General features: G+C 71.4%; 28 protein-coding genes and 1 tRNA gene. 11 read left to right on the top strand and 18 right to left on the bottom strand.

The genetic code is table 11. From position 1 onward, the window contains the following. Window positions 1–14: 14 nt before the first annotated feature. From ACGFIK_RS22440 to ACGFIK_RS22455, 4 genes are all read right to left on the bottom strand, one after another. The gene (locus ACGFIK_RS22440; RefSeq protein WP_327024433.1) at window positions 15–1592 is read right to left on the bottom strand and encodes a cobyric acid synthase; all 1578 of its coding nucleotides are present in this window, start codon (window positions 1590–1592) and stop codon (window positions 15–17) included. Continuing rightward, window positions 1589–2599: a cobalamin biosynthesis protein gene (locus ACGFIK_RS22445; RefSeq protein ID WP_327024432.1), complete on the bottom strand. Its 1011-nt coding sequence runs from the start codon at window positions 2597–2599 to the stop codon at window positions 1589–1591. The genes ACGFIK_RS22440 and ACGFIK_RS22445 overlap by 4 nt, the downstream gene beginning before the upstream one ends. A gap of 109 nt (window positions 2600–2708) precedes the next feature. Beyond that, window positions 2709–2894, bottom strand: coding sequence for a hypothetical protein (locus ACGFIK_RS22450; RefSeq protein WP_327024431.1), 186 nt, complete (start codon window positions 2892–2894; stop codon window positions 2709–2711). Between the two features lie 194 nt (window positions 2895–3088). After that, the gene (locus tag ACGFIK_RS22455; protein WP_327024430.1) at window positions 3089–3838 is read right to left on the bottom strand and encodes a single-stranded DNA-binding protein; all 750 of its coding nucleotides are present in this window, start codon (window positions 3836–3838) and stop codon (window positions 3089–3091) included. Window positions 3839–4163: 325 nt separating this feature from the next. Here ACGFIK_RS22455 and ACGFIK_RS22460 point away from each other — a divergent pair, with 325 nt between their 5' ends. The 6 genes from ACGFIK_RS22460 (at window position 4164) to ACGFIK_RS22485 (ending at window position 8234) form a co-directional block, all read left to right on the top strand. Then, window positions 4164–4583: an HPF/RaiA family ribosome-associated protein gene (locus tag ACGFIK_RS22460; protein ID WP_327024429.1), complete on the top strand. Its 420-nt coding sequence runs from the start codon at window positions 4164–4166 to the stop codon at window positions 4581–4583. A gap of 106 nt (window positions 4584–4689) precedes the next feature. Then, a complete protein-coding gene (locus ACGFIK_RS22465) occupies window positions 4690–5733 on the top strand; it encodes an alpha/beta hydrolase (protein WP_327027461.1) in 1044 nt (347 codons plus the stop codon). 122 nt (window positions 5734–5855) lie between these two features. Next, a tRNA-Arg gene (locus ACGFIK_RS22470) sits at window positions 5856–5928 on the top strand. Window positions 5929–6094: 166 nt separating this feature from the next. Further along, the gene (locus ACGFIK_RS22475; RefSeq protein ID WP_327024428.1) at window positions 6095–7117 is read left to right on the top strand and encodes an NAD-dependent epimerase/dehydratase family protein; all 1023 of its coding nucleotides are present in this window, start codon (window positions 6095–6097) and stop codon (window positions 7115–7117) included. Between the two features lie 307 nt (window positions 7118–7424). Beyond that, the gene (locus tag ACGFIK_RS22480) at window positions 7425–7679 is read left to right on the top strand and encodes a glyoxalase superfamily protein (RefSeq protein WP_393341152.1); all 255 of its coding nucleotides are present in this window, start codon (window positions 7425–7427) and stop codon (window positions 7677–7679) included. A gap of 111 nt (window positions 7680–7790) precedes the next feature. Continuing rightward, the gene (locus tag ACGFIK_RS22485; protein WP_327024426.1) at window positions 7791–8234 is read left to right on the top strand and encodes a hypothetical protein; all 444 of its coding nucleotides are present in this window, start codon (window positions 7791–7793) and stop codon (window positions 8232–8234) included. 105 nt (window positions 8235–8339) lie between these two features. Here the strand turns inward: ACGFIK_RS22485 and ACGFIK_RS22490 are convergent, their stop codons facing one another. Beyond that, window positions 8340–8621, bottom strand: coding sequence for a hypothetical protein (locus tag ACGFIK_RS22490; protein WP_327024425.1), 282 nt, complete (start codon window positions 8619–8621; stop codon window positions 8340–8342). A gap of 343 nt (window positions 8622–8964) precedes the next feature. Between ACGFIK_RS22490 and ACGFIK_RS22495 the strand changes: the two genes are divergently transcribed. Next, the gene (locus ACGFIK_RS22495) at window positions 8965–9207 is read left to right on the top strand and encodes a winged helix-turn-helix domain-containing protein (protein ID WP_327024424.1); all 243 of its coding nucleotides are present in this window, start codon (window positions 8965–8967) and stop codon (window positions 9205–9207) included. 107 nt (window positions 9208–9314) lie between these two features. Here ACGFIK_RS22495 and ACGFIK_RS22500 read toward each other — a convergent pair whose 3' ends face one another. The 7 genes from ACGFIK_RS22500 to ACGFIK_RS22530 all read right to left on the bottom strand — a co-directional run bounded on the left by ACGFIK_RS22500 (window position 9315) and on the right by ACGFIK_RS22530 (window position 16202). Further along, window positions 9315–10265 (bottom strand): LGFP repeat-containing protein, encoded by a 951-nt coding sequence (locus ACGFIK_RS22500; RefSeq protein ID WP_393341155.1) that lies wholly within the window; start codon window positions 10263–10265, stop codon window positions 9315–9317. 116 nt (window positions 10266–10381) lie between these two features. Beyond that, window positions 10382–10978, bottom strand: a complete 597-nt coding sequence (locus tag ACGFIK_RS22505) for a hypothetical protein (RefSeq protein WP_393341158.1) — start codon at window positions 10976–10978, stop codon at window positions 10382–10384. Next, a complete protein-coding gene (locus tag ACGFIK_RS22510) occupies window positions 10975–12309 on the bottom strand; it encodes a hypothetical protein (RefSeq protein ID WP_393341160.1) in 1335 nt (444 codons plus the stop codon). Before ACGFIK_RS22510 ends, ACGFIK_RS22505 begins: the two co-directional genes overlap by 4 nt. Beyond that, a complete protein-coding gene (locus ACGFIK_RS22515; RefSeq protein ID WP_393341163.1) occupies window positions 12306–13109 on the bottom strand; it encodes an ABC transporter ATP-binding protein in 804 nt (267 codons plus the stop codon). The genes ACGFIK_RS22510 and ACGFIK_RS22515 overlap by 4 nt, the downstream gene beginning before the upstream one ends. A gap of 35 nt (window positions 13110–13144) precedes the next feature. After that, window positions 13145–13948 (bottom strand): hypothetical protein, encoded by an 804-nt coding sequence (locus ACGFIK_RS22520; protein ID WP_327024420.1) that lies wholly within the window; start codon window positions 13946–13948, stop codon window positions 13145–13147. Further along, entirely contained in the window at window positions 13945–14493 is a 549-nt protein-coding gene (locus ACGFIK_RS22525) for an RNA polymerase sigma factor (protein ID WP_327024419.1), read from the bottom strand. The genes ACGFIK_RS22520 and ACGFIK_RS22525 overlap by 4 nt, the downstream gene beginning before the upstream one ends. A 173-nt stretch (window positions 14494–14666) precedes the next feature. Further along, the gene (locus ACGFIK_RS22530; RefSeq protein WP_327024418.1) at window positions 14667–16202 is read right to left on the bottom strand and encodes a PQQ-dependent sugar dehydrogenase; all 1536 of its coding nucleotides are present in this window, start codon (window positions 16200–16202) and stop codon (window positions 14667–14669) included. Between the two features lie 233 nt (window positions 16203–16435). On the opposite strand from ACGFIK_RS22530, the gene ACGFIK_RS22535 reads away from it, so the two are divergent. The 4 genes from ACGFIK_RS22535 to ACGFIK_RS22550 all read left to right on the top strand — a co-directional run bounded on the left by ACGFIK_RS22535 (window position 16436) and on the right by ACGFIK_RS22550 (window position 20266). Next, the gene (locus ACGFIK_RS22535) at window positions 16436–17614 is read left to right on the top strand and encodes a sensor histidine kinase (protein ID WP_393341166.1); all 1179 of its coding nucleotides are present in this window, start codon (window positions 16436–16438) and stop codon (window positions 17612–17614) included. Beyond that, window positions 17604–18812: a hypothetical protein gene (locus tag ACGFIK_RS22540; protein ID WP_393341169.1), complete on the top strand. Its 1209-nt coding sequence runs from the start codon at window positions 17604–17606 to the stop codon at window positions 18810–18812. Before ACGFIK_RS22535 ends, ACGFIK_RS22540 begins: the two co-directional genes overlap by 11 nt. After that, complete coding sequence (locus ACGFIK_RS22545) at window positions 18785–19498, top strand: response regulator transcription factor (protein ID WP_327024415.1); 714 nt, start codon at window positions 18785–18787, stop codon at window positions 19496–19498. The genes ACGFIK_RS22540 and ACGFIK_RS22545 overlap by 28 nt, the downstream gene beginning before the upstream one ends. 75 nt (window positions 19499–19573) lie before the next feature. Then, window positions 19574–20266 carry a hypothetical protein gene (locus ACGFIK_RS22550; protein WP_393341172.1) on the top strand — a complete coding sequence of 231 codons (693 nt, stop codon included), beginning with the start codon at window positions 19574–19576 and terminating at the stop codon, window positions 20264–20266. A gap of 15 nt (window positions 20267–20281) precedes the next feature. On the opposite strand, the gene ACGFIK_RS22555 is transcribed toward ACGFIK_RS22550, so the two are convergent. The 6 genes from ACGFIK_RS22555 to ACGFIK_RS22580 all read right to left on the bottom strand — a co-directional run bounded on the left by ACGFIK_RS22555 (window position 20282) and on the right by ACGFIK_RS22580 (window position 26704). Then, a complete protein-coding gene (locus ACGFIK_RS22555) occupies window positions 20282–21031 on the bottom strand; it encodes a lysophospholipid acyltransferase family protein (protein WP_327024413.1) in 750 nt (249 codons plus the stop codon). 87 nt (window positions 21032–21118) lie between these two features. Next, the gene (locus ACGFIK_RS22560) at window positions 21119–23176 is read right to left on the bottom strand and encodes a glycogen debranching N-terminal domain-containing protein (protein ID WP_393341265.1); all 2058 of its coding nucleotides are present in this window, start codon (window positions 23174–23176) and stop codon (window positions 21119–21121) included. A 2-nt stretch (window positions 23177–23178) separates the two neighbouring features. Beyond that, window positions 23179–23547 carry an SCP2 sterol-binding domain-containing protein gene (locus ACGFIK_RS22565; protein ID WP_393341176.1) on the bottom strand — a complete coding sequence of 123 codons (369 nt, stop codon included), beginning with the start codon at window positions 23545–23547 and terminating at the stop codon, window positions 23179–23181. 208 nt (window positions 23548–23755) lie between these two features. Next, window positions 23756–24172 carry a CBS domain-containing protein gene (locus ACGFIK_RS22570; RefSeq protein ID WP_327024411.1) on the bottom strand — a complete coding sequence of 139 codons (417 nt, stop codon included), beginning with the start codon at window positions 24170–24172 and terminating at the stop codon, window positions 23756–23758. Window positions 24173–24257: 85 nt separating this feature from the next. Then, a complete protein-coding gene (locus tag ACGFIK_RS22575) occupies window positions 24258–25280 on the bottom strand; it encodes an aspartate-semialdehyde dehydrogenase (RefSeq protein ID WP_327024409.1) in 1023 nt (340 codons plus the stop codon). 74 nt (window positions 25281–25354) lie between these two features. Then, window positions 25355–26704 carry a M16 family metallopeptidase gene (locus ACGFIK_RS22580; protein WP_393341179.1) on the bottom strand — a complete coding sequence of 450 codons (1350 nt, stop codon included), beginning with the start codon at window positions 26702–26704 and terminating at the stop codon, window positions 25355–25357. Window positions 26705–26771: the final 67 nt, after the last annotated feature.

A 26771-nucleotide genomic window follows, 5' to 3' on the forward strand; every position in this document is an offset into this window, starting at 1 on the left:
TTTCCGGTACGAGGTCAGCCCAGCGTTCCTGCGAGCGGTGCTCCTGGCGGGACGACGAGGGGTGCTCCTGGCGGGACGAACGGGAGGCCGGTCGGCGGGCCGGACTCGATCAGCCGCCACAGGGCGGTCGTGTCCAGGTGTTCCTCGACCAGGTCACCCAGCAGGTCGAGGGTGCGTTCCCGGGCGGTGGCGAAGGAGGTGTCCGGGGCGACCCGGAACCCGGTACGCCCGGCGAGGCGGGCCACCCGGGTGAGGAACCAGCGGCGGAACTCGTCGGACTCGAAGGCGCCGTGCCAGTGGGTGCCGTGCACGACCCCGTGGGCCGCACCCTCTCCCGCGCCGTCGAGGTCCCGCAGCAGCGGAGTCAGCTGCGCATCGGCGGCCGAGACGTACCCGTGGTGGATTTCGTACCCGTGGACCGGCCGGTCATCGGAGAAGGTGCCGGCCGCCGGGCGGACCGTCTTGCGGGGAGCGAAGGTGATCTCGATGGGGAGCAGACCCAGGCCGGGTACGGTGCCGTGTCGACTCTCCACCGGGTCGTGGATGGCGCGGGCGAGCATCTGGAAGCCGCCGCAGATGCCCAGCAGTGGCCGACCCGCCGCCACATGAGCGGTGACCACCTCGGCCAGGCCGGTCTGCCGCAGCCAGGCCAGATCCGCCACGGTCGACTTGGATCCGGGCAGCACGATCAGATCGGCGGCGGCCAACTCGGCCGGCTCGACGGTCAGCCGCACCCGTACCCCGGGCTCGGTCGCCAGGGCCTCGACGTCGGTGGCGTTGCTGATTCGGGGCAACCGCACCACGGCCACGTCGAGCCACTCGGTGCCGTGCGGGGCGGCGGGTCGACCGAGCGCCCGGCCGTAGGCGAGGGAGTCCTCCGCGTCCAACCACAGGTCCACCGACCAGGGCAGCACGCCGTAGGTCGGGCGTCCGGTGAGCTGTCCCAGCATCGCCAGCCCCGGTTCCAGCAGGCCCCGGTCGCCACGGAACTTGTTGACCACGAAACCGGCGATCAGTGCCTGGTCGGCGGGATCGAGCAGAGCCAGGGTGCCGAACATGGCGGCGAACACCCCACCCCGGTCGATGTCACCGACCACGATGGTCGGCAGCCCGGCCTGCCGGGCCAGGCCCATGTTGACGTAGTCACCCTCCCGCAGGTTGATCTCCGCCGGGCTGCCGGCCCCTTCACAGACCACCACCTCGTACGCCGACCGCAGCTCGGCCAGCGCGGCGTAGGCGGTCTCGGCAAGGCGCGGACGCAGCGCCGGGAAGGTGTCCGCGGTCATCGTGTCGACCGCCTCGCCGAGCAGCACCACCTGGCTGGACAGGTCGCTGCCCGGCTTGAGCAGCACCGGGTTGAACCGCAGATCCGGGGCCAGTCCGCAGGCCGCCGCCTGCATCGCCTGGGCCCGCCCGATCTCGCCGCCCCGCCCGTCCGGACCGACGACCACGGCGGAGTTGTTGGACATGTTCTGCGCCTTGAACGGCGCTACCCGCACACCCTGGCGGTGCAGCCAGCGACAGATGCCGGCGGTCACCACGCTCTTGCCCGCGTCCGAGGTCGTACCGGCGACCAGCAGACCCCCGGTCATCCCCGATGCCCTGCCCGGCCGGCCCTAGCCCCGACAGCCCGGCGGGCTACGGCGGCGGTCAGCCGGCCGACCGTCAGCGGGTAGGCCGCCGCCAGCCCGAGCGCCGCCAGCCCTACCGCGCCGGAGATCCGGGCGGCCCGGGGCAGGTGACGGGCCTCCGGACGTGGCCCGTCACCGAGGAAGGGACGCGCCTCCGAGCGACCGAAGTAGACATTGCGCCCACCCAGCCGTACGCCCAGGGCCCCGGCCATCGCCGCCTCACACTGCCCGGCGTTGGGGCTCGGGTGGTCGGCGCGGTCCCGCCGCCACACCCGCCAGGCCCGCTGCCGGTCGCCGTGCCCGACCGGGGCAAGGGCGACCGTCAGCAGGCCGGTCAGTCGCGCCGGCACCAGGTTGAGCAGGTCGTCCAGGCGGGCGGCCGGGGTGCCGAACCGGGCGTACCGGGCTGAGCGGTGACCGACCATCGCGTCCAGGGTGTTAGCCGCCCGGTAGCCGAGCAGCCCCGGCAGCCCGGCCACCGCACCCCAGACCAGGGGGGCCACCACGGCATCCGAGGTGTTCTCCGCCACCGACTCGACCGTGGCCCGGGCCAACTCGGGCTCGTCCAGGGTCGAGGGGTCCCGCCCGCAGAGGTTGCCGAGCCGTTGCCGGGCGGCCGGCACGTCACCGGCGCGCAGTTCGCGACCCATCGCCTTCGCCTCGTGGCGCAGGCTGCGCCCGCCGAGCACCACCCAGGTCCCGGCGGCGACCAGGGTCGCGCGGGCGATCGGCCGGTGTCGGGTGGCGTAGGCAGCGGCGGCGCCCACCAGCACCGGCGCGCCGACGGCGAGCGCGGTGAAGGCGGCACCGGACAGCCGGTGGGGCCGGTAGAGGCGGCGCTCCAGGGCGGCGGCGGCCCGGCCGAACCCGGCGACCGGATGCCCGCGTCGAGGGTCACCGAGCAACGCGTCCAGCGCGTACCCGGCGACGAGTCCCGCCGCGTTGGCCACCGCACCCGCGTGCCGCACCACACCACCTCCGGCCGGCAGCCTAACCGAGCCCGACACGTCGATTAGCCCGATGCCAGGTCACGACAGCCCGACCGGCAGTCGACAAGAGGCGATCAGCCCGATGCAGTTACTGCGTCTCTTCGTCGGCCAGCCGCCGGCCACGCCGTTCGGCGTAGGCGCGCACGTCGGCAGCATCCCAGATCCGGCCAACGGTCAGGGTGTCGATAGGCGCGGGGAAGTCCGGTCGGTCGACCAGGATTGCGGCACGCTGGCGCGATACGCCGAGGTGGTCGGCGACCTCTGCTAGCGCCATGACTCGCACGGGCGGACCCTCCGGCGACACGGATAGGCAGGTTGCCACCGGGGACGTTTGACTACCCACCCGCCCCGGGCCCGTGGCTTCCCCCGTTCACGGGTCCGGGGCGGGGCCCGCGCGCCGAGATGCCCCGGCGCGCAGGTCGCTGGCCGCGCGGGTCGCCGGGCCGTGCACCACCCGGACCAGCGCGGTCAGGCTGGCTGCGGCAACCGTCCGCGACCCCGCCGGCTTCGCCCGGCCATCGCGACGTCCGCCTCCGCCGAATCCGCCTCGGGTTCCGCGCCCTCGGGGGGCGACGGCGCCAACTCGTCGGTGGACGCCTGCTCGCTGTCGGCAAGCTCGTCGAACGGATCGGACGGAAGCAGGTCGCCCTCGTCGGGGCCGACGCCCTCGCCGTAGCTGCCGGTTCCCGACAGTCCGGTACGCGGCGAATCGAAGCCGGGCACCTCGAAGTCCTCGTCGACCGGGCCCTGGTCGAAGCGGGCGGGGGCCTCCTCGTCCGGTACCGACTCGGTCGGCTCGCCGTGCACCCGCTGCTCGGCCTCGGCGTCGGAGACCGCACTGGTGCTCAGGCTGGGCCGGTTACGCAGGAAGCGACCCCGCCCCCGGGACAGGTCGTGCCCGACGGCGACGGCCTCCAACTCGTAGAGGGTGCGGTGGTTGCCGGCCTCGTCGGTCCAGTCCCGGGTGTAGAGGCGCCCGCAGACGACCACCGGATCGCCGACCATCACCGAGGAGGCCACCCCCTCGGCGAGCTTGCGCCAGCAGTTCACGCGTACCCGCAGACTGTTGCCGTCTACCCACCGGCCGCTGTCCCGGTCCAGGCGCCGGGCGGTCGAGGCGACCTTGAAGTTGGCCACCAGGGTGTTGCTCTGGGTCGTACGACGCCACTGCGGCGCGGTCAGCACGTTGCCGACGATGGTGACATAGGTATCGAACATCGCCCCTCCACCGGGGTCCGGGGCTCACCTGCGTGAGCCGACTCGCCACCGAGCCTGCGCCGCCGTCCGCCGTCGGTCAGCCCCGTACGGAGGATCTGTGGACAGCCACGACCCCTGTGGACAAACGCCTGATCAAGGTCCCGGTGTGGTAGGCCACCCGGCCCTGTCACCCGCCCGCCCGACCGGGCAATGATCGAGACGCACCAACGTTCCGGATGACTCTCGACGGGGTAGGGATCTCCCCAACCGCGACGTCGAACGAAAGGTCAGCGATCATGAGGATGACCATCAGCCGTTGCACCCGCGTCCACGGTGAGGTGCGGCGATGACCGCCAACCCGGCCACCGTGGCGCAGTGCCTGCGGCTCAACGCCGGCTTCTCGCAGGCCGACCGGGACTGGATCGCCGAAGAGTTCGCCACCCTCGACGCCCGGCTGGCCGGCTTCCACGCCGACGCCACCGACCTGGAGTTGTCGATCAAGAACCGGGAGGCGCGGGGCCAGCGGGTCACCCTGGAGTGCCGGATCGCGGGCCGCGAGAAGATCGTCACCACCTCCTCGGAGGAGGACCTGCGCGCCGCGCTCCACGACGTCCGCGACGACCTGCGCCGCAAGCTCAACGACGCCAAGACCCGGCAGGAGCCGCGCAACAACAAGCACCTGCGGGTCACCACCCCGCCCGGCCCGGACACCCCGGTCGAGGGCGAGGAGTTGATCGAGGCGGGGACGACGACCGACGAGAGGTGAGACGGTCGCCCCGGCGCCCTTCGGAAAGCCCGAGGTGAGCCCCGTCCGTCAGCCGTGGGCGGACGGGGCTACCACTCGGTAGGTGGGGCGGCGTACCGTCGGCGATGTGGAACCGGATCTGCTGGGACCGCCGTACGAGCGGCACGTCATCGACCTGGGCAACGACGATGAGGGCCGGGTGGTCGCCACCCTGGTCCGCCGCCGGGCCGAGAGCCCGAGCCGGCGGGCCGTGCTGTACGTGCACGGCTTCGTCGACTACTTCTTCCAGACCCATGTGGCGGACTTCTTCGCCGCCCGAGGCTGGGATTTTTACGCCCTCGACCTGCGCAAGTACGGTCGCAGTCTGCTGCCGCACCAGACCCCCAACTTCTGCCGCGACCTCGGCGACTACTTCCCCGAACTGGACGCCGCCGCCGAGATCATCCGCAATGAGGACGGGCACGACACCCTGCTGGCCATGGGCCACTCCACCGGCGGCCTGATCGTCTCGCTCTGGGCGCACGACCGCCGCGACGCCGGCCTGGTCGACGGCATCGTCCTCAACAGCCCCTTCTTCGACCTCAACGCCCCCTGGCTGGTGCGTCGGCCCCTCGTGGCCGCCGTCGCGCGCCTGGGCCGCCGGTCGCCGCAGCGCATCCTCCCGTTCAGCCTGGGCACGGTGTACGGCGAGAGCCTGCACGCCGACCATCGCGGTGAATGGCGGTACGACCTGGCCTGGAAGCCGCTGGCCGGGTTCCCCGTGCGGGCCGGCTGGATCAACGCCGTCCGCACCGGTCAACGCCGCCTGCGGGCCGGACTCGACATCCAGGTGCCGGTGCTGCTCGCCTGCTCCACCCGTTCCTTCCGCGGCACCAAGTGGCACGAGTCGGCCACCCTGGCCGACGCCGTACTCGACGTGGAACACATGGTCCGGTGGGCCCCCCGCCTCGGCCCGCACGTCACCCTGGCCCGCTTCGACGGCGGCCTGCACGACCTGACCCTCTCCGGCCCCGCCGTACGCGAGAAGGTCTTCGCCGAGGTCGGACGCTGGGCCGACGCCTTCCTGGGCGCCGGACCGACGCCGACCGACCCGCCCGTGCCCGACCCCCGCCGCGCCGCCCTTGACGACGACGCCGTGGGCGAGCCCGCGCAGGCCGATGCGACGCCCTGAACACGGCCGACAGCCCCGAGTAACCGAGTGCGCGACACCCCGACGCGTGCGACGCTGACCCGGCCACCCATTCCGCCGCGGGGGGCCGGGGCGGCGGTACCCTTCTCGCGCGATACCACGGCGCGCCCGTAGCTCAGCGGATAGAGCAGGGGACTTCTAATCCCAAGGCCGCAGGTTCGAATCCTGCCGGGCGCACAGCCACTTTCCTCCTTCGAGCGCCTCGCGCGGGCCTTTTCGTGGGGCAAGCGAGCTACGGTGGCCCGCCTGCAGCCGCCTCGAACGGACGCAGCAAGCATCAGCGCGGCAAGATCGAAAGCCTTAGCTGGACCGGCCGGTCGGCCCTGCTCGGCATGATGGGCGTATGCGTCTGCTGGTGCTCGGCGGAACCTGGTTCATAGGACACGCGATCGTCACCGCTGCGATCGATGCTGGCTGGGAGGTCACGACGTTCAACCGAGGCACCTCAGATCCCTTTCTGGAAGCCGTACGGCCTATCCGGGGTGACCGGACCGATCCTGAGGACGTAGCTGCCCTCGCCGCTGTTGGCCCTTGGGATGCCGTGGTCGATACCTCGGGCTACGTGCCGAGGAATGTCCTTGACGTGGCTCGCGCCCTCGCTCCCGTCGCCGATCGCTACGTCTTCATGTCCACGGTCAGCGTCTACCGAGACTGGCCGCTGAAGCCCCTCAGCGAGCAGTCGGAGGTGCTCTACTGTCCGCCTGACGCCGGCCCCGACACTGAGGACGGACCGGCCCGGTACGGCTACCGGAAAGCCGGCTGTGAGGCAGCTGCCGTCGCCGCATTCGGAGCTGACCGGACAACGATCCTGCGCCCTGGTGTCGTGCTGGGTCCGCGTGAGTACGTCGGCCGCCTGCCGTGGTGGCTGCGCCGCGTGGCTGCCGGTGGAGAAGTCCTGGCCCCCGGCTCCCCCGACCGCACCATCCAGCCGATCGACGTACGCGACCTGGCCGCGTTCGCACTCCACACCATCACCGAAGAATCCTCCGGCGCGTTCAACGTCTGCGCCCCCATGGGTGGCGCCACCTTCGCAGGACTACTGGCGGACTGCGCCCACGCGACCCGGGCTGACGCCATCTTCGACTGGGTGCCCGACGAGGTGTTGCTCAGCCATGGCGTACGGCAGTGGTCCGAGCTGCCCCTCTGGCGCACGTCCGGCGGCGTGTGGCGCGTCGACACGACCAGGGCGCAGGCAGCCGGCCTGCGCTGCCGGCCGCTCTCCCTGACCGTACGCGACACCTGGCGCTGGATGGTGGAGAGCGGCGAGGCCGGCAACCACGATCAGGCCGCCGAGATCGGCATTGGCAGGGAGAAAGAGGAGCAGGTGTTGGCCGCCTGGCACTCCTCAGGTAAGCGGACGGGCTAGGCGTTCGACGGCGATCACCACTGCATCAGCGGAGGAACTTGAAGATCGTTTCGGTGGCGTCCAGTGGACGCGGGCCGGCTGCGAGCCGGTGAACGCCGACAGGGAATCGCACATCGTCCGGAGCGTGGAATGCCTCCTCCGCGAGGCCGGCATCTCTATCAGATCAAGGCGGTCCGCAGGCGGGCCGCGCAGGCCTGCGGGCAGGCACCGATACTTGGCCAATGGACGAACATCTCGCACCGGTTCTTCGGGTCACCGATGCCGACGCCTCCGCCCGGTGGCACGAGGGGCTCGGCTTCGTCAAGCAGTGGGAACAAGGTTCGCGCCTGAACTGCCACGCTACGTCGGAATCGCCCGAGGAGGCATGCACCTGCACCTGTCCGAGCACACAGGTGATGCCCGCCCCGGCACATTGGTCTACCTCTACGTCGGAGACGTTGATGCGATGGCCGCCGCTTGTGGCATCTCGGAGGTCGATGACATGGAGTGGGGACGCGATTTTGAGGTGACCGACCCGGACGGCAACAGGTTGCGCGTAGGCACATCGAAGACGGCAATCTGATCCGCCACTCAGGTCTCGGAGTCCTCTCGCTGCGCAGTGCAAAGGGCACACCGGGCAACAGCAACATGGCAGAGTGGCATACCTTCCTGGAGCCGTCGCACCGGAGGCATCATGAGCAGACCGATTGATCGCCACGCTGTCGGCGCGGTTGTCGCCTGGGTGGTGTTCGTCGCGCAGGTGCCCGTCATCTACGCCGGACTGCTCGTGTACGTGTGGATCACCGATGGGGATCCCGGTGGCCCACTCGCCCTTCCGGCGATCTGCTGCTCGGTGGCGTGCTTGGGTGCCGCCCTGGTGCCGCTGCTGTTCGTGCCGGCGGTCTGGGTCGGCGAGATTTCCGCGAAGAGCGGACGGCTTTACGTGAAGTTGCTGGTCGCGTTCGTCGTCGCCGCAGTGCTGGCAACGTTCTACGTAGCAGGCATCGCAGCACTGACCAACGGATCGACGGTCGTTGCCACACTGTGGGTGTGCCTTTTCAGCGCGGGCGCTGTGCTTGGCCCTACTGCGGCCTACGTCGCCGTAGCCCACCGCAGGCTGAGAACGGGTTCGAGCTAGCTGCTTTTCCGGCTGCTGCCGCGCCATCCGTGCGCCAGTAGCACCGTTGCCGCGCCAGCACTACTCGCGGCGGTCCGCCAGCGTGGCGACGCATGTCGAGCCGGGTCAGGGCCGCGCAACTTTCGGTATGGCGGCCGACCGCGTCGGCCTACGAGGTGTGGGCGCGGGGCGCTGTAGCCGTAGTCCGGCCGGCTGTACGAAGATCGATCGGCGGACCACGGCGTCGCCCTTGGCGTTCAGCTCATACACATCGAGCCAGCACCACCCGTCGTACGTGGTCCAGTCGAGCACTCGGATGACTCGGCACATGATCGGCTTGATGAACTGCACGCTGGCCGAGCCGGTCACTCGCACCAGGTCGCCGGCCCTCGGTAGCTGGGAACTCATCGCCATCCCCAGAGGTGGCGGAATCTGCGCCACACCCTGATCCGGGCACGGGCGACCTCCAGCGAGGGTGGGGAGGTCGGAGCCCAAGCGCCAGTTCGATCCGGATAGACGGTGGCCGGGCCGGTCCGGTCCAGCGGCGGCGACTGCGCTGGGCAGCCGACCAGTCGGCGCAGGACACGTTTGATCACCGGACGCAGCGTGAGCATTCGAGTCCTCTCCGTTGTTTACCGCGCACGCAAAAGGTAATGCAGCTGGCCCTAGAAGTCCAGGAGGTACAACTTGTCTAGTACGTACAAGACTTACTCGATGACTGGTGCTTCCTGGTCGTACGTAGGTTGAGGTGATGGTCGATCAGTTCTCGCCGACGCCCCTGTACGTGCAGCTCGCTGACCTGATCACCAAGCGCATCGAGTCGGGAGAGTTGCAGCCCCTCAAGCCACTGCCGAGCGAACTCCGGCTACAGCAGGAGTACGGCGTGGCGCGCGGCACGGTCCGCGCTGCGATCGCGCTGTTGCGGGAGCGGGGGTTGGTCATGACCATGCCGCAACGCGGAACGTACGTGACGGAGCGTCAACCCGAGGCGTAGGCAGCAGCCGGGTAGCCGCCCACCGATTTGGCCGCCGGTGTGCTGACGCCTTCCCCGGTCTTCTGCTGAGGGCCACCAGAGCCGCAGCGGCTCTGGTGGCCAGATGCTCAGCGGACCACCACCTGCTGGCCGTTCCAGAACAACGCACCGCCCTGGAACCGCTGGATGCGGCCCCCTTCGTGGTCTTCCTCGTGGGAGACCGGGTATCCGAGATGACTCTTCTCGAAGCCCATCTCCGCCCACTTCTGGCGGATCCCGCCGTACACCTCGTGGGCACCGGTCTGCTGCGTCCAGTAGATCGACGCGTCGACGGGGCCGTTCGGCGTGAACGCGCGGAAGTGGTTGAACCGACCGATCCCGTCCGGGGTGGCCGTCTCGTCCGTGATGGGGTAGCCGAACTGCTCTTTGCCGATCTGGAGCCAGCGCTCGCCGATCAGGCCCCAGATGACGAAGGCCCCGATCTGGGGGTGCCAGTAGATCATTCCGCCTTCGAAGTTCTGGAACCTACCGACTCCGTCGGCCACGGCGCCCTCGCTCATGACCGGGAACTTGAGCGGACTGTTCGAATATCCCATCGACGCCCACTTCTCCAGAATGGCGCCGAAGACGGCGTGGCCCCTCGTGTCCACCGGGCGTAGGTGGTACTTCACGTGCGCCATGTCGCCCGACCCCGCGATGCAGTCCAGGTGGAACGCCAACCTGTCGGCGCCGTCAAGACGGGCGTCGCAATCCACCTCGCCGACGAACGGATGGTTCCAACCGATTCGCACCGTCGTGTTGGAGTCGCCGAGGCGGTAGGTGACCGAACCGTTCGTTCCGGTGGCGAAGGAGCCGCCCTTGCTCTGCGAACCGAAGATGTCGATCGTCTCAGCCGGCACCTCGGCACTCGGGGGTTCCGCGAACCCGCCGTGATCGTGGGTGTGGGACTGCACTCGCAGCACATGCCCTGTCCGGTTCGTCAACTCGATCAGACACGAACGGGAGCCGTGGAGCAGGTCCGCCACCCTCTTCGACGCCTCGTTGATGCCCGCAGTCCCAGCCGCGACAGCCAGCGCCACTCCTACACCCATCACCGTCTCCCCTCGACCATGGGTCGCCCAAGCTGCGGGCGGTTACCCCGGCGGATCGGGATTACACGGCATGGACGAGCCGGCCCTGCGGGCTGGCGCACCGCTCAGGGGTTCTCGGACACCTCCCGGCGGGCCGGGCCGACGATCGAGTACGTGACCAGGCCGCCCAGGGCGAGTATCGCGGCGACAAGGGTGGCGGCGTCGTTGTCGGGTGGCTGGCTCTGCCAGGTCGCGGCGGCTCCCCAGCTGCCGGTCATCGGATAGAGGGCCGCGACGGTGGTCCAGCCCAGCGGCAGGAACCACGACCGGGCGGCACCGACCACTGTCGCGCACAGGGCGGTGAGCCCGAGCAGACCGGCGGCGTCGCGGACCACCAGGGCGACCGGCCCGAACCGGGCGCCGGTGTACCGGGTGACGAGCAGGACCCCGAGCGCGACAAGCAGTACGGCGAGCAGGTGTGCCGCGCGTCGCCAGGGCCACCGCATCGAGGCGGTCCGGTCCAGGTCGTCGTCCGGGCCGGCGAGGGTCGGTGCCAGCACCGCGACCATCAGCAGGACGGTCATGACGACCACCGTCGAGGCGACGTCCCGCTCCTCGGCAAAGGCCAGACACAGGGCCCAGACCACTGTCGCGCCGCCGAGGGCCGCAGCCAGAGCCAGGGGTACCCGCCGCGAGCGCAGGTACAGCATCGTCCAGGTCACCGGGCGCTCCCGGGCAGGATCCCGCTGATGTCCGCGCAGTCCAGGAGGGCGTCGCGGACCGCCGTGACCCGGGCCAGCGCCTCGTCGTCGGGCAGCTCACGCAGCCCCTGCCAGAGCGTGACCGCCTCGGCGTTGATCCCTGGTTCCTCGAAGATCAATCCAGGAATCACTCCGACATCCGACTGCGGCTCACGGCCCAGGAGCCAGTAGGCCGCCGCCCGTTCGACCACCTCATCGCGGTTCTGGCACTGCAGGTCGGACGAGACTCCCAGCCCTTTGACGATCTCGATCAGCACGGCGTCCGGGTGGGCTAGCTTGCCACGTTCGTCGATCCGGACCGGGATCGTGACGGCATCGCTGCGGCGCGGCCTGACCTCGTCGAGCATGAACGTGCGGGTGTCCTCGTGCACGGCGGTCGGCGCGTTCGGCAGTTTCGCCAGCACCGTCAGGCCCTCCCGGGCCAACGGGGTCAGCGCGTCGAGCACGTTGGCGTGCATCCGACTGACGCACACCGTCGGGGTGTCGTCGGTACAGACCAACTCCCGCGCTACCGGGTCGACCGGCCAGTTCAGTACGTCTTCATCCCGGGGCACGACCGCGATCGCCGCGGTGAGCCCGAGCACCAACGGCACCACCGCCGCCGTACGGGCACGCCAGCCACCGGCCACGAACAGCAGCAGGCCGGTGACGGCGAGCGCGGCCATCGAGATCGCGAGCGCACCGCTGACCCGGTTGTCGATCGTCTGATAGGCGTGGAACATGCTCGAACCGTGGACCGGGGTGAACGCCGCAGCCAGCCAGTCGTCCAGCCGGATGGCGCTGAGGAAGACCAGCAGGACGCCGGCCACCGCCAGGGCGGGGGCGGTCACCAGGGCGGGGAGCATGCGCCCGATCCCCAGTCCGAGCCACGCCGCGGCGATCAGGGACAGCGCGCCGACTCCGGTCACGACGGCGAAGTTCAGCACGGGCAGGTGCTGGGCGGTGGTGATGATCCCGATGATGCCCGCCCCGGTCACCAGCAGGTAGGCGCCCGCGAGGGTGATGGCCATCGCGCCGAGGACCGGCAGCATCCGCTGGGCGCGGGGCCGGGCGGTGGTGGTGAACAGTTCGCCGACTTTCGCCCGGTGCTCCCGGCGGCCCTGCCAGGCACCGGCGGCCAGGGCCAGCGGCCACAGCAGGAGCAGGTACTCCCGGATGGCCATGGCCAGCGGCATCCAGCCACTCGACCAGCGACCGGTTGCGCCATAGAGCGCGCCGACCCCGATCACCACCGTGGCCAGGGCCGCGCCGAGGGCGACGGAACGGCGTATCTCGATGCCGAGGATGCTCATCGGGCGGCCTCCGTACGGCTGCGGCGCAGGATGGCGGTGTAGCCGCGTTCGGCCGCGCTGTCGCCGGCGTACTCCTGGCCGCCCTGGGCGATCAGCATCTCCGGGGTGCCCTGCCACTCCAGCCGGCCCGCGTTGACCAGCAGGACGTCCGTGCAGGCCGCCGCCACGTCCTCGACCAGGTGGGTGGAGACCAGCACGCAGCTGTCGGTGCCGATCTCCCGCAGCAGTTCGCGGAAGTCCAGTCGCTGTTCCGGGTCCAGGCCGACGGTCGGCTCGTCGAGCAGCAGGATCTGCGGATCGTTGACGATGGCCTGCGCTATGCCGGCCCGGCGCAACATGCCGCCGGAGAGGGTCTTGAGTCGGGCGTCGGCCTTGGCGGTCAGCCCTACCCGGTCGATGGACCGCTGTACGGCGGCGGGGATGCGCGCCTTGGGCATCTCCTTGAGCCAGGCCATGTACGCGACGAACTCCCGCACCGTGAACCGGGGGTAGAAGCCGAAGTGCTGCGGCAGGTAGCCGAGGGTACGGCGGACCGATCGCAGGTCGGCGCGGCCGTCGACCGGTTGCCCGAGCAGGGTCAGCCGACCGCCGGACGGGGCCAGGACGGTCGCCAGGGCCCGCATCAGGGTGGTCTTCCCGGCGCCGTTGGGGCCGAGCAGCCCGTGCACCCCGGGGTTCAGGGTCAGGTCCAGGCCGTCGACGGCCAGGTGCCGTCCGGCGCGGACCCGCAGGCCCTCCGCGTGGATGACCCAGGGATGGGTGGTGGGGGTCGTTTCGGCCGTACTCAGGGCACGCATCATCGTCTCTTCTCAGTTCGGTGGTCGGCGGGTCGGCCCTAGTCGTGGTGGGACAGCCGCCGGAATCCGTTGACCCGGAGGATCGCGCCGACGGTCAGGACCGCCGTGGCCAGCGCCCACACGGTGGCGCTTTCCGGTTCCAGAAGCACCGGTATCCGGGCGGTGGCCAGGCTGGGTGCGACCACGACGACCGTCCAGGTCAGGATCAGCCCGATCGCGGCTCGCCGTACCCCGACGAGGGTTCCCAGCAGGAGGGTGGCGACCGTGAAGGCCAGGCAGGGCAGCAGGATCAGCGCCAACGACACCCCGGTCCCGGCACCGACGAGAGCGAGCCCGGGAATGACGAAGGCCAACACCACAGCGGTACGCCGCAGCAGGGTGATCAGGCCGGCGGCGGGTGTGGCGGCGACCACTTCCCAGGCCGGATCGGCCCGGCGGTGCCAGGCGACCGCCACCCCGGGCAGCGGGGCCAGCGGTGCGATCAGCAGCACCAGGGAGGGCAGCCCGGTCCGCAGCCCGCTGAGCAGGGCGGCGCAGGCGATCACCGCGGCGGTCATCGCCAGCCAGGGCGCCAGGGTGCCGACCAGCCACCGGTGCCGCAGCACCGACCAGGGTCGGGTACGGGTGTCCGGAGCCGGTGACGCGGCGATCTCCCGGGCCAGGCCGGCCGCGACCCGCTCGATCACCGCCCGGCTGTCGCCGGTGGTGCTACCGGCCAACCGGGCCCGGCAGTCCGCGCACTCCTCCAGGTGCACCTCGATCGCCCAGACGCTGGGTTCGTCGAGGGCGGGATCCCCGGCGGCGTACCGGTCGAGCTGTGACAGGGAGACGTGGGTGCTCATGACAGGGCCTCCCGCAGGGCGATCCGCGCTCGGCGGACCCGGGATTTGACGGTGTTCTCCGGTACCCCCAGCAGCACCGACGCCTCACGGGAGGAGAGTCCGTCGAGGACGGTGGCCCGCAGGGCGGCACGTACCTCGGCCGGCAGGGCGAGCAGGGCCTGTTCCAGTTCCTGCCCGACCCGGGCGGCCATCACCTCGTCCTCCGCCGCGGGGGCGGTGGCCGGCATGAGGGGTACCTGCGGCCGCTGGGCCCGGCGGGCCCGGCGGCGGAAGGCGTCGACCAGGTGGTGGGCGGCGATGGTCCACAGCCAGCCCACCGCGCTGCCCCGCGCCCCGCCGCCCCCGCGGCCGGCGAAGCTGCCCGCGGCCCGCCACACGGTCAGGTAGGTGTCCTGCAACACCTCGGCGACCAGGTCGGGATCGGCGCACCGGCGGCGGAGGCGCACCTCCAGCCACGGCGCGGTACGCCGGTAGAGCTCGTCGAACGCCCGCCGATCTCCCCGGGCGATCCGACGTACGAGTTCTCCCTCGTCAGCCGCGTCCATGCCTGCTTTCACAACCGGTAAGACGACCGGCGTACCGGCTTCGGGTCCCGATTCGGCGTGACCGCCGTCACATCGACTGTCCGGGGTGGGCAACAAGGTGCGGCCCGGCCCGCACCGCCGACCGGGCGGTGGCGGGCTGGGCCGCACCAGGGTACGTCGAGGATCGCTGGTGGTCAGCCGACCTGACAGGTCGTGCCGTTGAGCCGGAAGTCGTTGGGCGGGTTGTTGGTGCCGGAGTAGGTGGCCTGGAAGCCGAAGCTCGCCGTGCCGTTCGTCGGCAGGGCGGCGTTCCATCCGGCATTGCGTGCGGTCACGGTACGCCCGGACTGGGTGATCTCGGCGTTCCATCCTCCGGTGACCTGCTGGTTACCGGTGAAGGACCAGGTCAGGGTCCAACCGTTGAGGGCGGCGCCCCGGTTGGTGACCCGTACCTCGGCGGTGAAGCCGGTGTTCCACTGGTTGACCGTCCAACTCACCGTGCAGGCCGCCGGCCCGGAGGTGGGCGGCGGGGTGGTCGGCGGAGGCGTGGTCGGCGGCGGGGTGGTGGGCGGAGGCGACGTCGGCGGGGGCGTGGTGGGCGGCGGGGTGGTGTCCCGGGGCGGGAAGCGCAGGATCCGGTCGTCACTTGCCGCCGGGGTGCCCCGGCCGTCGCGGTTGCTGGTGGTGACCCAGAGCCAGCCGTCCGGGCCGTATTCGACCGTCCGCAGTCGACCGTAGGTGCCGAGCAGTTCCGCGGTCGGGGTGCCCACCGACCCGGATCCGGTCAGCGGCACGTTCCACAGCCGGTTGCCGCGCAGGGCGGCCACGAAGAGCCGGTCTCCGGCGATGGTGGCGCCGCTCGGTGAGGCCTCGGCGGGGGTCCAGGTGATCAGTGGGTCCCGGAAGCGGGGGTCGCCGGCCCGCCCCTCGACGGTGGGCCAGCCGTAGTTGCCGCCCGCCACGATCAGGTTGACCTCGTCCCAGGTGTTCTGGCCGAACTCGGTGGCGTACAGGCGTCCCTGGGCGTCCCAGGCCAGCCCCTGTACGTGCCGGTGGCCGAGGCTGTAGACCGGCGAGCCCGCGATCGGGTTGTCCGGCGGCACCGTGCCGTCCGGTCGGATCCGCAGGATCTTGCCGTTGCGGCTCTGCGGGTTCTGCGCGGTGGCGGTCTGTCCGGCGTCACCGACCCCGACGTAGAGCATGCCGTCCGGCCCGAAGGCGATCCGGCCGCCGTTGTGGATCGAGGCCCGGCTCAGCCCGGTGAGGATGGGCTGCTGGGTCTGCGGGGCGGTCAACCGGAAGCGGGAGATCCGGTTGTCGGTCGCGGTGGTGAAGTAGACGTAGATCCAGCCGTCCTGGGCGTAGGTCGGGGAGACCGCCAGGCCCAGCAGGCCCCCCTCGCTCGTGGCACTCACCCCGGAGATCTGGACGACCGCCTCGGGCTGCTGACCCGGCCGCACCCGGACGATCTGCCCGGTGGGACGTTGGGCCACCAACGCGCTACCGTCCGGGAGGAAGTCCATCCCCCAGGGCACCTGGAGCCCGGTGGCGACCGTTTCCGGCCGGGAGAAGTCGAAATCGCCGACGGCGAGCGCGGCCGGCGCCCCGGCGGCGACTGCGGCGGACGGACCTTCGGCACCCGGGACCGCACCGGCCAGCCCGGCGAGGCCGACACTGCCGGCCACCAGACCGGCGGTGAGTGCGGTTCCGACTGCTAGTCGGATCTTCATGCCACCCCCTGACACATCGAGATTGATCAATGCATATTACGTCAGGTGCGGGCTGCCCGCGAACCGAGGCCACGATCAACAACCTGCGGCGGGTCGCCTCCTGACGCGCGGGTTCGACACTCCGCCGCCGAAGCCGAACGGCACTCCCACGGTCGCATTATGTTATTCTCCGACGTCGATTTCTCAGCGCGTACCCGGATCGGGTCGTTTGTCGCGAAGGACGCCTTCACCCGATGCCGGCACTGGCCCCACTGACCGCACCGCCCTCCACAGTCGATCCTCCGGCGACCGGGGCCTTCGCCTTCGTCTTCACCCGGTTACCGGCACTGCTGCGACTCACCTGCGGGCTGGTCTGTGCGGTGGTGGCCCTCGCCGTGCGTACCCCACCGGTGCACACCGACCTGCTCGTGCCGGCGGTGGCGGTGCTGACCGCCTGGTCGATCTGGTACGCCGCCCGCGCCTGGCACCACGGCGTCGGCGCACCCCTGATCGTCGGGGAAGTCGCGCTCACCGTGGCCGCCTGCCTGGCCATCCCGGTGCTCGTCGCGCCGGAGGTGCTGCCCGGAGAGGCCAGTTGGATCGCGGTGCTGGCCAGCGGCACTGTGATCAACACCCAGGCCACCGCTCCGGCCCGCTGGTCGATCCCGGCGGGGTTGCTGGTCACCGTGGCCTACGCGACCGGCGCCCAGGCGGCCGGCAATCCCACCGAGGCGCGGGCCCACGCGGCCACCCTGCTGGCCCAGACCGCCATCACCGCGATGTTGACTGCGGTGATGCGCCGCCGGATGGCACGGGCGGACACCGACTTCGTGGCCGCCCAGCGCGCCTCCCGGGCCGCACTGGTCGCCCGTAACGCCCGGGAGGCGGAACGCCAGCAGAACCGGGACCTGCACGACACCGTCCTGGCCACCTTGACCATGGTCGGACAGGGGGTGGTCACCGGCCCCTCGACGGCGCTGCGCGAGCGGTGCGCCGCCGACCTGCGTACCCTGGCCGCCCTGGCCGAGGCCCGGTCGGTGCCGGCGGACGCCACCCGGCGGCTGGACGAACGGCTGCGGGAGGTTCTCGCCCGCCTGCCGAGCCTGCCGGTCAACGCGGACCTGCCGCCGTGCACCCTCCCGGCCGCGGTCGCCGAGGTGATCGCGGAGAGCGCCCACGCGGCGCTGGCCAACGCGGCCCGGCACGCCCCCGGTGCCGCCACCACGCTGCGCCTGCGCAGCCGCGCCGGCCAGGTGATGGTCGAGGTACGCGACGAGGGTCCGGGCTTCGACCCGGCCACCGTCCCCGCCCACCGGTACGGGCTGCGCGAGTCCATCATCGGCCGGATGGCCAGCATCGACGGTCGGGCCGAGGTGGACTCCGCCCCCGGACAGGGCACCCGGATCCGGCTGGAGTGGTCCGATGTCGGCTGACCCGGAGGCCGTCCGCCTCTCCGCTGCCGTCATGCCGACCGCCGGCGCGTACGACGGCAGGGCGGCGACCACGGCGGTGAAGGTCGGGGTGGGGCAGGCGGCGGCTGCGGTGGCCCGCATCTCCGACCGGGGTGCCCGGATCGTGGCCGTCACCATCGCGCTGGTCTGGCACCTGACGATCGCCTTGCCCGCCGTGTTGGGCACCCGTGCGGAACTGGCCGCACCCCAGGTGGTGCTCGGCGGATGGGTGCTGGTGGGGGCCGTCGGGCTGCTGGCCGGGGTGCGGCTGTTGCGGGACAACCCGTTGCCGCTGCCGCCGCTGGCCGGGCTGCTGCTGGCGGTCGACGTGGCGGTGTTCGCCGCGGTGGGACGCGCGCACCTGTTCGGCCCGGCCAACTGGGTCTGGGGCACCCTGGCCTGGTTCTTCCTGGTGGTGCTCTGGGGCCGGCCGGTGCGGTGGCTGCTCGCCCTGCTGGCCGCGCACGGGGTCACCGCGCTGGGCGCGGTCGTCTGGTACGACGCCACCGGGGCGGCCGACCTGGCTCGCGCCGCTATGGCGCTCTACGGCACCTCGTCGCTGCCGGTGGCGGTCTTCGCCGGGGCTCGGGCGCTCGGGCTGCTCTCCCGGGACCGGGCGGCCAACGCCGCCGCGGCCAATGTGATGCTGGCCGAACGGGAGGCCGCCGAGCAGGCCCGCAGGGAACGGCACGATCGGCTGGCCGTGGCCAGCGAGGCCGCCACCGAGGTGTTGACCGAGTTGGCCCAGGGGCGGGCGGATCCCTCCGACCCGCAGGTCCAGCGCCGCTGCGTGCGGGCGGCGGCCCGGCTGCGGCGGCTGATCGTCGAATCCGACGACGTGCCCCATCCGCTGCTGCACGAACTGCGGGCGGCAGCCGACCTGGCCGAGCGCGAGGGCCTGTCGATCGATCTTGTCACAATCGGTACACCACCAGCACTTCCGGTGCAGGTTCGTCGTCGGCTGGCCGAACCGCTCACCAGCACCCTCGCCGACGAGCGGGACTGGGCGCGGTTGACCATCGTCGCCGGGCCGGAGGAGGTGGTGGTCAGCCTGGTCGTCCCGGACCGGCCCGGCCCGGACACCGCCGGGCCGGCACCGGAGCAGGACGACGAGCAGGTGGAGCACCTCTACGAACGGGACGGGGAGATCAGATGGACGCAGACCCGCTGGCGTCGTTGACGCCGGGGCGGCCGGTCGGGGTGGCGATCGTCGACGACCACCCCGTGGTCATCGACGGCATCCGCGCCTGGCTGGCCATCGAGCCGCGGCTGACCGTACTGGCCACCGGCGACGATCCCGACGCGGTGCTGCGGGCCGCCCCCCATGCCGATGTCGTCCTGCTCGACCTGCGGCTGCACGGCCGCCTGGTGCTGGACAAGCTGGCCGAGCTCAGCGCCACCGGCCGACGGGTGGTGGTCTACTCGGAGCACTCGGATCCGCCGACCATGCTCGCCGCACTGGACGCCGGAGCGGTGGCCTTCCTCGCCAAGCACGAGGGACGGCAGCACTGTGTGGCTACCGTGCTGGCCGCGGCCAGCGACCGCCCGTACGTGGCGCCCGCACTGGCCGGGGCGATGGTCGGCGACTCACGGCCGGGCCGACCGGTGTTGTCGGACAAGGAACGTGAGGCGCTGCTGCTGTGGTTCCAGTCGATGTCCAAGGCCTCGGTCGCGCGACGGATGCGGATCAGCGAGCACACCGTCAAGCAGTACGTCGACCGGGCGCGGATCAAATACAGCCGGATGGGTAGGCCGGCGGCCACTAAGGCGGCCCTGCTGGCCCGGGCGATCGAGGACGGTCTCATCCGACCGGAGGAGATCGGCATCTACCGGTCGCAGGCGTCGACCGAGTGGCCGACCCCCTAACGGGCGTCATGACACCGCAGGTGGCACTGGGCGAGGCTGATGCGCAGATGCCGTCTGCACCGGAGGTTCGTCAGGATGCACGATGACGCGTCCCCCTTCTTCGTCGCGCCGCACCGCTTCGACGCCACGGACGACACCAGCCCGACCCTGGACCGGCGCCACGAGCTGGTGCCGGCCCAGGACGAGTGGGTGCTCGCCCGGCACCAGGTGAAGGTGGCCGGCCATCTGCTCGGCCCCACCGAGGCCCGGCGGACCTGGGCGCTGCCTGAGGCGGTCACCGTGACCGTCACCGACCACCGGCTGGTGTACGTCGGCAGCACCCCGCGTATGGCCGTCGTCGGCGCCCGGCCACGCCGGGGGGCCTCGACCCTGATCAGCGGGCAGATCCGCTGGCAGTGGCCGTCCCGGCTGGAGTTGTCGAGCACCGGTGCGGGCTCGGCGGCCCGGCTGCTGGTGGTCTGCGACGCGCTGCGCACCATCCAGCAGCCGGCGCTGGCCCTGATCGGGCCGGGCCCGCAGATCGAGCGGTTGAGCCAGGAGATCCGCCGGGCGGTCGCCACCTTCCGGTTGACCCGTCCCGAACTGGTGGACCTGTCCCCGCCGGAGCGGGACGCGCTGTCCCGGCACGCCCTGGTCTCGCCCCACCCCGGTCAGCCGCGGGTGATCCTGCCCGGGTCACTGCCGGTCGAGTTCCGCTCCCGGGACGACTACTACCGCCCCCGCAGCACCTACCCGATGCGGTACGACGCGGCCTCCGGCCACCGGTAGGGCCGCCGGAGGCGGTCAGCGCGTCCGGGTCTGGCGCTCGGCGGTGTCCAGGGCGGTGGCCTGCTCCGGGGTCGGCGCGGTGCCGCCGAGGTGGGCCGGCAGCCACCACCGGTCCTCGGGGTCGGCCGGCTGGTCCGGGTACTCCCGCTGGGCCCGGTCGACCAGCTCCGACAACCGGATCTTCAGGTCGGCGTTCATCGCGGTGGGGTCCGGATAGTCGGCCGGTTCCAGGGGTTCGCCGACCAGGATGGTGATCGGGGTGTGCCGGCGGGTGAGGGTGCGGGGGCGGCCCTTGGTCCACAGCCGCTGAGTGCCCCACAGCGCCACCGGCAGCAGGGGGACCCCCGCCTCGCCGGCCAGCCGGGTGGCACCGCTCTTGAGTTCCTTGACGGTGAAGGATCGGCTGATGGTCGCCTCCGGGAAGACGCCGACCACCTCGCCGGCGCGCAGGGCGGTGAGGGCGGCGGCGTACGACTCGGCACCGGCGCCCCGGTCCACCGGAATGTGTCGCATGCCGCGCATCAGCGGGCCGGACACCCGGTGCCGAAACACGGACTCCTTGGCCATGAAGCGGACCAGCCGCCGAGAATCCAGGGCACCCAGCCCGCAGAAGATGAAGTCCAGGTAGCTGACGTGGTTGCTGGCCATGACCGCCCCGCCGGTACGGGGCACATGGTGACTTCCTTCCACGTTCAGTCGTAGATCGAGCACCCGGAACATGGTCTTGGCGGCGGCGATCACGGGCGGATACACGAGTTCCGGCATGCGCCAACTTTACAACCAGTAGGTTACGCGCGGGTAGGGACCAGGGTCGGGCGCAGTGGAGCCCGACCAGGCAGACTCGCCGAGCCCTCAGTCGGCGAGTCTGTGCAGGTCAAGGCGGCCACGGGCAAAGGCGTCCACCCGCCCCCAGCGCCCCGGGATGTCCAGCACCTCGATCCGGCCCATGCCCACCGGCAGCCGCGGCTCCACCGTCAGGTGCCCGTCGTGCGGCTCCAGGCCCAGCATGGTGCGCAGCAGCAGCAGCGGGGCCCCGGTCGACCAGGCCTGCGGGCTGCACGCCGTGGGGTACTCCACCGGGAACTTGGTCTGCTCACGCGGATAGCCGCCGAAGGCCTCCGGCAACCGGCCGTCGAAGTAGCGGGCGGCGTCCAGGATCCCGCTGGCCAGGGTGGCGGCCTCCTCCACGAAGCCGTAGCGGCGCAGGCCCCAGGCGCAGAAGGAGGTGTCGAAGGGCCACACCGTGCCGTTGTGATAGCCGATGGGGTTGTACCGGACCTCCCCTTCGGCCAGGGTCCGCACCCCCCAGCCGGTGAAGAGCCGGTCACCCACCAGGTGCGCGGCCACCTGTGCGGCCCGCTCCTCGGCGACGATGCCGCTCCACAGCAGGTGCCCGATGTTGGAGCTGAGCACGTCGCACTGCCGGCCGTCCGGGTCCAGGGCCAGGGCGTAGTAGCCCCCGTCGGCCACCCACCAGTCCCGGTTGAACCGCTCCTTCAGCTCACCGGCCTCCCGCTCCAACTGCTCCGCGTACTCCGGGTCGTCCCAGAACAGGCGGGCCAGGCGGGCCGCGCGCAGCTTCGCGTCGTACGCGTAGCCCTGCACCTCGCAGGTGGCCCGGGGAAAGGGGGGCAGGGTGCCGTCGGCGTACGAGATGGAATCCCAGGAGTCCTTCCAGCACTGGTTCTCCAGGCCGGTTTCGGTGTTGCGCCGCTCGTACCAGATGTAGCCGTTGCCGACCAGGTCGGCGCACTCGTCGATCCACCGCACCGCCCGACGACATTCCTGCTCCAACTCCCGGACCAGCGCCACGTCGCCGCTCCACCGCTCGTACTCGTCGAGCAGCACCACGAACAGGGGGGTGGCGTCCACCGATCCGTAGTACGGCGAGTGGGGCTGTTCCTCGAACGCCGCGCTCTCGCCGTAGCGCATCTCGTGCAGGATCCGGCCCGGGTCCTCCTCCCGGAAGTCGTCGAATCGGGACCCCTGCAGGGAGGCCAGGATCCGCAGGGTGGTCACGCTCAGCTCCGGCGTGAACGGCAGGGTCTGCAGGCAGGTCAGGATGCTGTCCCGGCCGAACATGGTCATGAACCAGGGCAGGCCGGCGGCGGGCAGGGTCTGCCCGCCGAGCGACAGCGGGGTGAACCGCAACGCGGCCAGGTCCACCAGGCACCGCTGGTAGGTGGCGGCGACCTGACCGTGCTCGCTGTTGACCTTGGGGGCCTTGGCGATCCACTCCTGGAGATCGTGGTGCAGGGCCAGCCGCTCGGTGTCGTGCACCCGCAGCCCGAACCGCAGGTCCCGGCCGCCGGGACCGAGGGCGTGGGTGCGCACGTCGATGCTTGTGCTCCACTGCTCGTTCGGCTCCAGGTGCAGCCGGTAGGCGAAGCCGTCGCGGTCGTAGGTCGCCGGCTCGGAGGAGCAGATGACGGTCTCTCGCCGGAAGTTGCCCCGCCGGTAGCCCAGCCGCAACCGGTCCAGGCCCACCTCGGCGTACGTCTCGCCCTTCTTGTTCAGGATCTCGTCCTTGACCTCGAACAGGTCCGCGAAGTCGGCGGCGGCCTCCATCCGGACCTCCAGATCGACCGCCTTCTCGTCATGGTTGAGGATGGTGATGCTCTCCCGGAAGCTGCCCCCGACAACTCGCTCCCTGATGATCGACAACTTGGCGTCGACATAGTGGGTGGCCATCCCCGGCACCAGGAAGAAACGCGACTCGTAGTACTGGAGGTCGTCGTAGGAGAGAGCGTTGAGCCGCTCGCCGTTGACGGTGAGCAGCCACTTGGACAGGAACCGGGTGTCGATGGAGAAGAGCCCGGTCGGCTCGGTCGGGTTCGCCTCGATGTCCCCGGTGGTCTCGGACACCACGAAGGTGTTGCCGTCCAGGATCCGCACGGTGTTGCTCCGCACCATCAGGGCCTCTCCTTCCGGTAGCGACGCGGTCCCCGGCTGTCCGCAGGCCCGGGGAGGATCCGATCCAGTTGCACGACCAGGCGGGCGTCACCGGTGATGGTCATGTCTCCCCGCAGCAACGCGGCCAGCCCGTTCTCCCGTCCGAGGACCATGTCATCGAACAGTTCCGGGCTGGTGCCGACCACCGTGTCCGCCGCCATGTCCTCCCGGCTGATCCGCACCTGACCCCGGTCGATCCGAATCAGCCAGTGCGTGGTCTGGGGCCCCTCGTGCAGGTCCAGGCGCACGGTTCCGGAGAGCTTCGCCAGCAGGGGATCGTACCCCTGCTGGTCGAGTTCCTCGAAGAACCGCACGGTCGCTTCCCCCATCGGGCCTCTCCCTCCCGGTCGGCAGGTCCGGAGTCCGTGCGGGCGGCGCAGGTCCCGCGGCGACCTGCCCGCACCGTCGCAGCAGGGTCCCCGGCTGGTGGACGGGCAATCTAGCCCGAATCGGGTGAGGCACACCCGACCCCCGGGGTGAGACAGCCGGAAGCCGGCCCCCCGGAAGATCGGGGAGCCGGCCTACGGGCGTACGGAGTCAGTTGTTCGGGTCGTCGGCGCTGATGTCGGCCAGCACGGACTGGGGTTCCCGCTCGACGGCCAGGTCACCCATGGACACCAGACCGATCAGCCGGTCGTCCTCGACCACCGGTAGCCGCCGGATGGCGTAGGTACGCATCAGGTCGGCGGCGGAGATCACGTTGTCGTACTGGCTGACCGTGATCACGTCCTTGGTGGTGAGCTGGTGCAGCCGGGTGGTGTTCGGGTCCAGGTTCTCGGCCACCGCCCGGATCGTGATGTCCCGGTCCGTGATGATGCCGATCACGTTGTCGCCATCGGTCACCACCACGTCGCCGATCGCAGCGTCACGCATCTCCTGGGCGGCCGCGACAAGGGTGTCGTTGCCGTCCATGGTCACCAACCGGGTGGTCATGAACTCTCCGACCGTTGTCATGGTGCCTCCCTCTCGGTGTAGGGGCGACCATGCGTCTACCCGAGGGCCCCGACCAGTAACGCACCTGGCCGGGGCCGGGGGAAGGCTAGAGTTCGGCGGCGACCAGCTCGGCGATCTGCACGGCGTTGAGGGCGGCACCCTTGCGCAGGTTGTCGTTGGAGCAGAACAGCGCCAAACCGTGCTCGACGGTCTCGTCGGCCCGGATCCGGCCCACGAAGGTCGGGTCCTGCCCGGCCGCCTGCAACGGGGTGGGTACCTCGCTGAGCGCCACACCGGGGGCGCCGTCGAGCAGCTCGGCGGCGCGCTGCGGGCTGATCGGCCGGGCGAACCGGGCGTTGATCTGCAGCGAGTGCCCGGTGAAGACCGGCACCCGGACACAGGTGCCGGAGACCTTCAGGCCGGGGATCTCCAGGATCCGGCGGCTCTCGTTGCGCAGCTTCTGCTCCTCGTCGGTCTCCGCCGAACCGTCCTCGACGATCGAACCGGCGAGCGGCAGCACGTTGAAGGCGATCGGGCGGGCGAACGAACGCGGCGCGGGGAACTCCACTGCGGCACCGTCGTAGGTCAGGCCGGTAGCGCCCTCGGCCACCTTGCGGACCTGCTCGTCCAGCTCGGCGACGCCGGCCAGGCCGGCACCGGAGACCGCCTGGTAGGTGGAGACGACCAGGCTGACCAGCTCCGCCTCCTCGTGTAGCGGACGCAGCACCGGCATCGCGGCCATGGTGGTGCAGTTCGGGTTGGCGATGATGCCCTTGGGGCGTACGGCGATGGCGTGCGGGTTGACCTCGGCGACGACCAGCGGCACCTGCGGGTCCGTCCGGAAGGCCGAGGAGTTGTCGATGACGACCGCACCGGCCGCGGCGACCCGGGGGGCCAGCTCCGTGGCGGTGCCCTTACCGGCCGAGAAGAGGACGATGTCCAGCCCCGAGTAGTCCGAGGTGGCCGCGTCCTCGACGGCCACCTCCCCGCCCCGCCACGGCAGGGTGCGCCCGACCGAGCGGGCCGAGGCGAAAAGCCGCACCTGCTCCGCCGGGAACTCCCGATCCGCCAACACCTGCCGCATAACGCCACCGACCTGGCCGGTGGCCCCCACAATGCCGATCCTCATGCCCGCGAGGCTACCCAGCCAGGCAGGGCGGCTGGGAACGCTTTCCCACCCATCGGCGACCGACATCACATCGGCTACGCCGACGCGTGGTCGATCACCTCCCCCAGCCCGGTGGCCACCAGTTCGTCCCGGATGAGGGCGGCGTCCCCCTCCACCACCAGGGTCAGCGCCTCCGGGTACAGGTGGGTGGCGGCGGCCGCCGACACCTGCGCCACGTCGGCGTCGAGCAGGGCCTGACGCAGCCGGGCGTGGTAGTCGTCCGGCAGGTCGTGCACCGCCAGGGTGGTCAGGGCCCCGGCGATCGCCCGAGGGCTCTGCAACTCCACCGACAGCTGCCCGGCCCGCCAGGACCGGGCCACCGCCAGCTCGTCCTCGGTCACCCCACCGGCCTGGGTGCGGGCGATCTCCCCGACCGACTCCACCAGGGCGGGCGCGGTGACCGCGGTCTGCACCCCGGAGCTGACCGCGAACCGGCCGTAGCGGCGGGAGGAGGCGAAATCACCCCGGATGCCGTACGTGTAGCCCCGTACCTCCCGGATCAGGTGATTCAGCCGGGAGGTGAAGGCGCCACCGAGCACCGTGCCGGCCAGCACGATCGGCACATGGTCCGGGTGCCCCCGGTGGGGCCCGGGGTGGCCCAGGCGCAGGGTCGACTGCACCGACCCCGGTCGGTCCACCAGGATGATCCGACGACCGGTACGCACCGGGACCTCGATCGGCCCACCCCGGTCCACCGGCCCACCCCCGGTGCCGGCGAAGGCGGTCGCGGCCAGGGCGTCCAGGTCGATCCGGTCCAGGTCACCGGCGACCACCAGGGTGCCGGGGCGGATGAACCACTCCGAGTGGAAGACGGTGACGTCCTCGACGTCCAGGGCGGCCACCGAGTCCGGGTCCCCGTACAAGGGCCGGCCCAACCGGTTGTCGATGCCGAACAGGTCGGCGCGCAGCACCGCGTCGGCGCGCGGGCCGGGGTTGGCCCAGTCCATCCGCAACGCCGTCGCCTCGTCGTCCCGGACCCGCCGCACATCGTCCGGGTCCAACTTCGGGGTACGCACCGCCTCGGCGAGCAGTTCCACGGCCGCGCCCAGCCGCTCCACCGGGACCTGCACACTGACCTGGAAGCTGTCCCAGTCCAGCCCGGTCACCAGTTCGGTGCCCAGGGCCTCGATGGCCAGGGCGTACGCGGTGGCGTCCCGCTGACTCGTGCCCTCCTCCAGGGCCTTGGACAGCACCCCGCCCAGCCCCTCCTTGCCGACCGGCTCCCGGCCCGCTCCCGCGTCCAGCAGCAGCACCGCCACGGCCAGGTTCTGCCCGGGCAGATGCGCGGCGATCACCTGACCGCCGGCCACGGTCCGACGGACCACCTGCGGGAACCGGTACGGACGAGCCGCGCCCGGACCGGGACGTTCGGCGATCAGAGTCACTGGGCCAACCTTTCGTTAGCGACTGCGGGGCTCGCTGGTGCCAGGTCGCGGCGCCCCACCGGGCCGC

The sequence above is a fragment of the Micromonospora sp. NPDC048871 genome (assembly GCF_043198155.1).
GTDB lineage: Bacteria > Actinomycetota > Actinomycetes > Mycobacteriales > Micromonosporaceae > Micromonospora.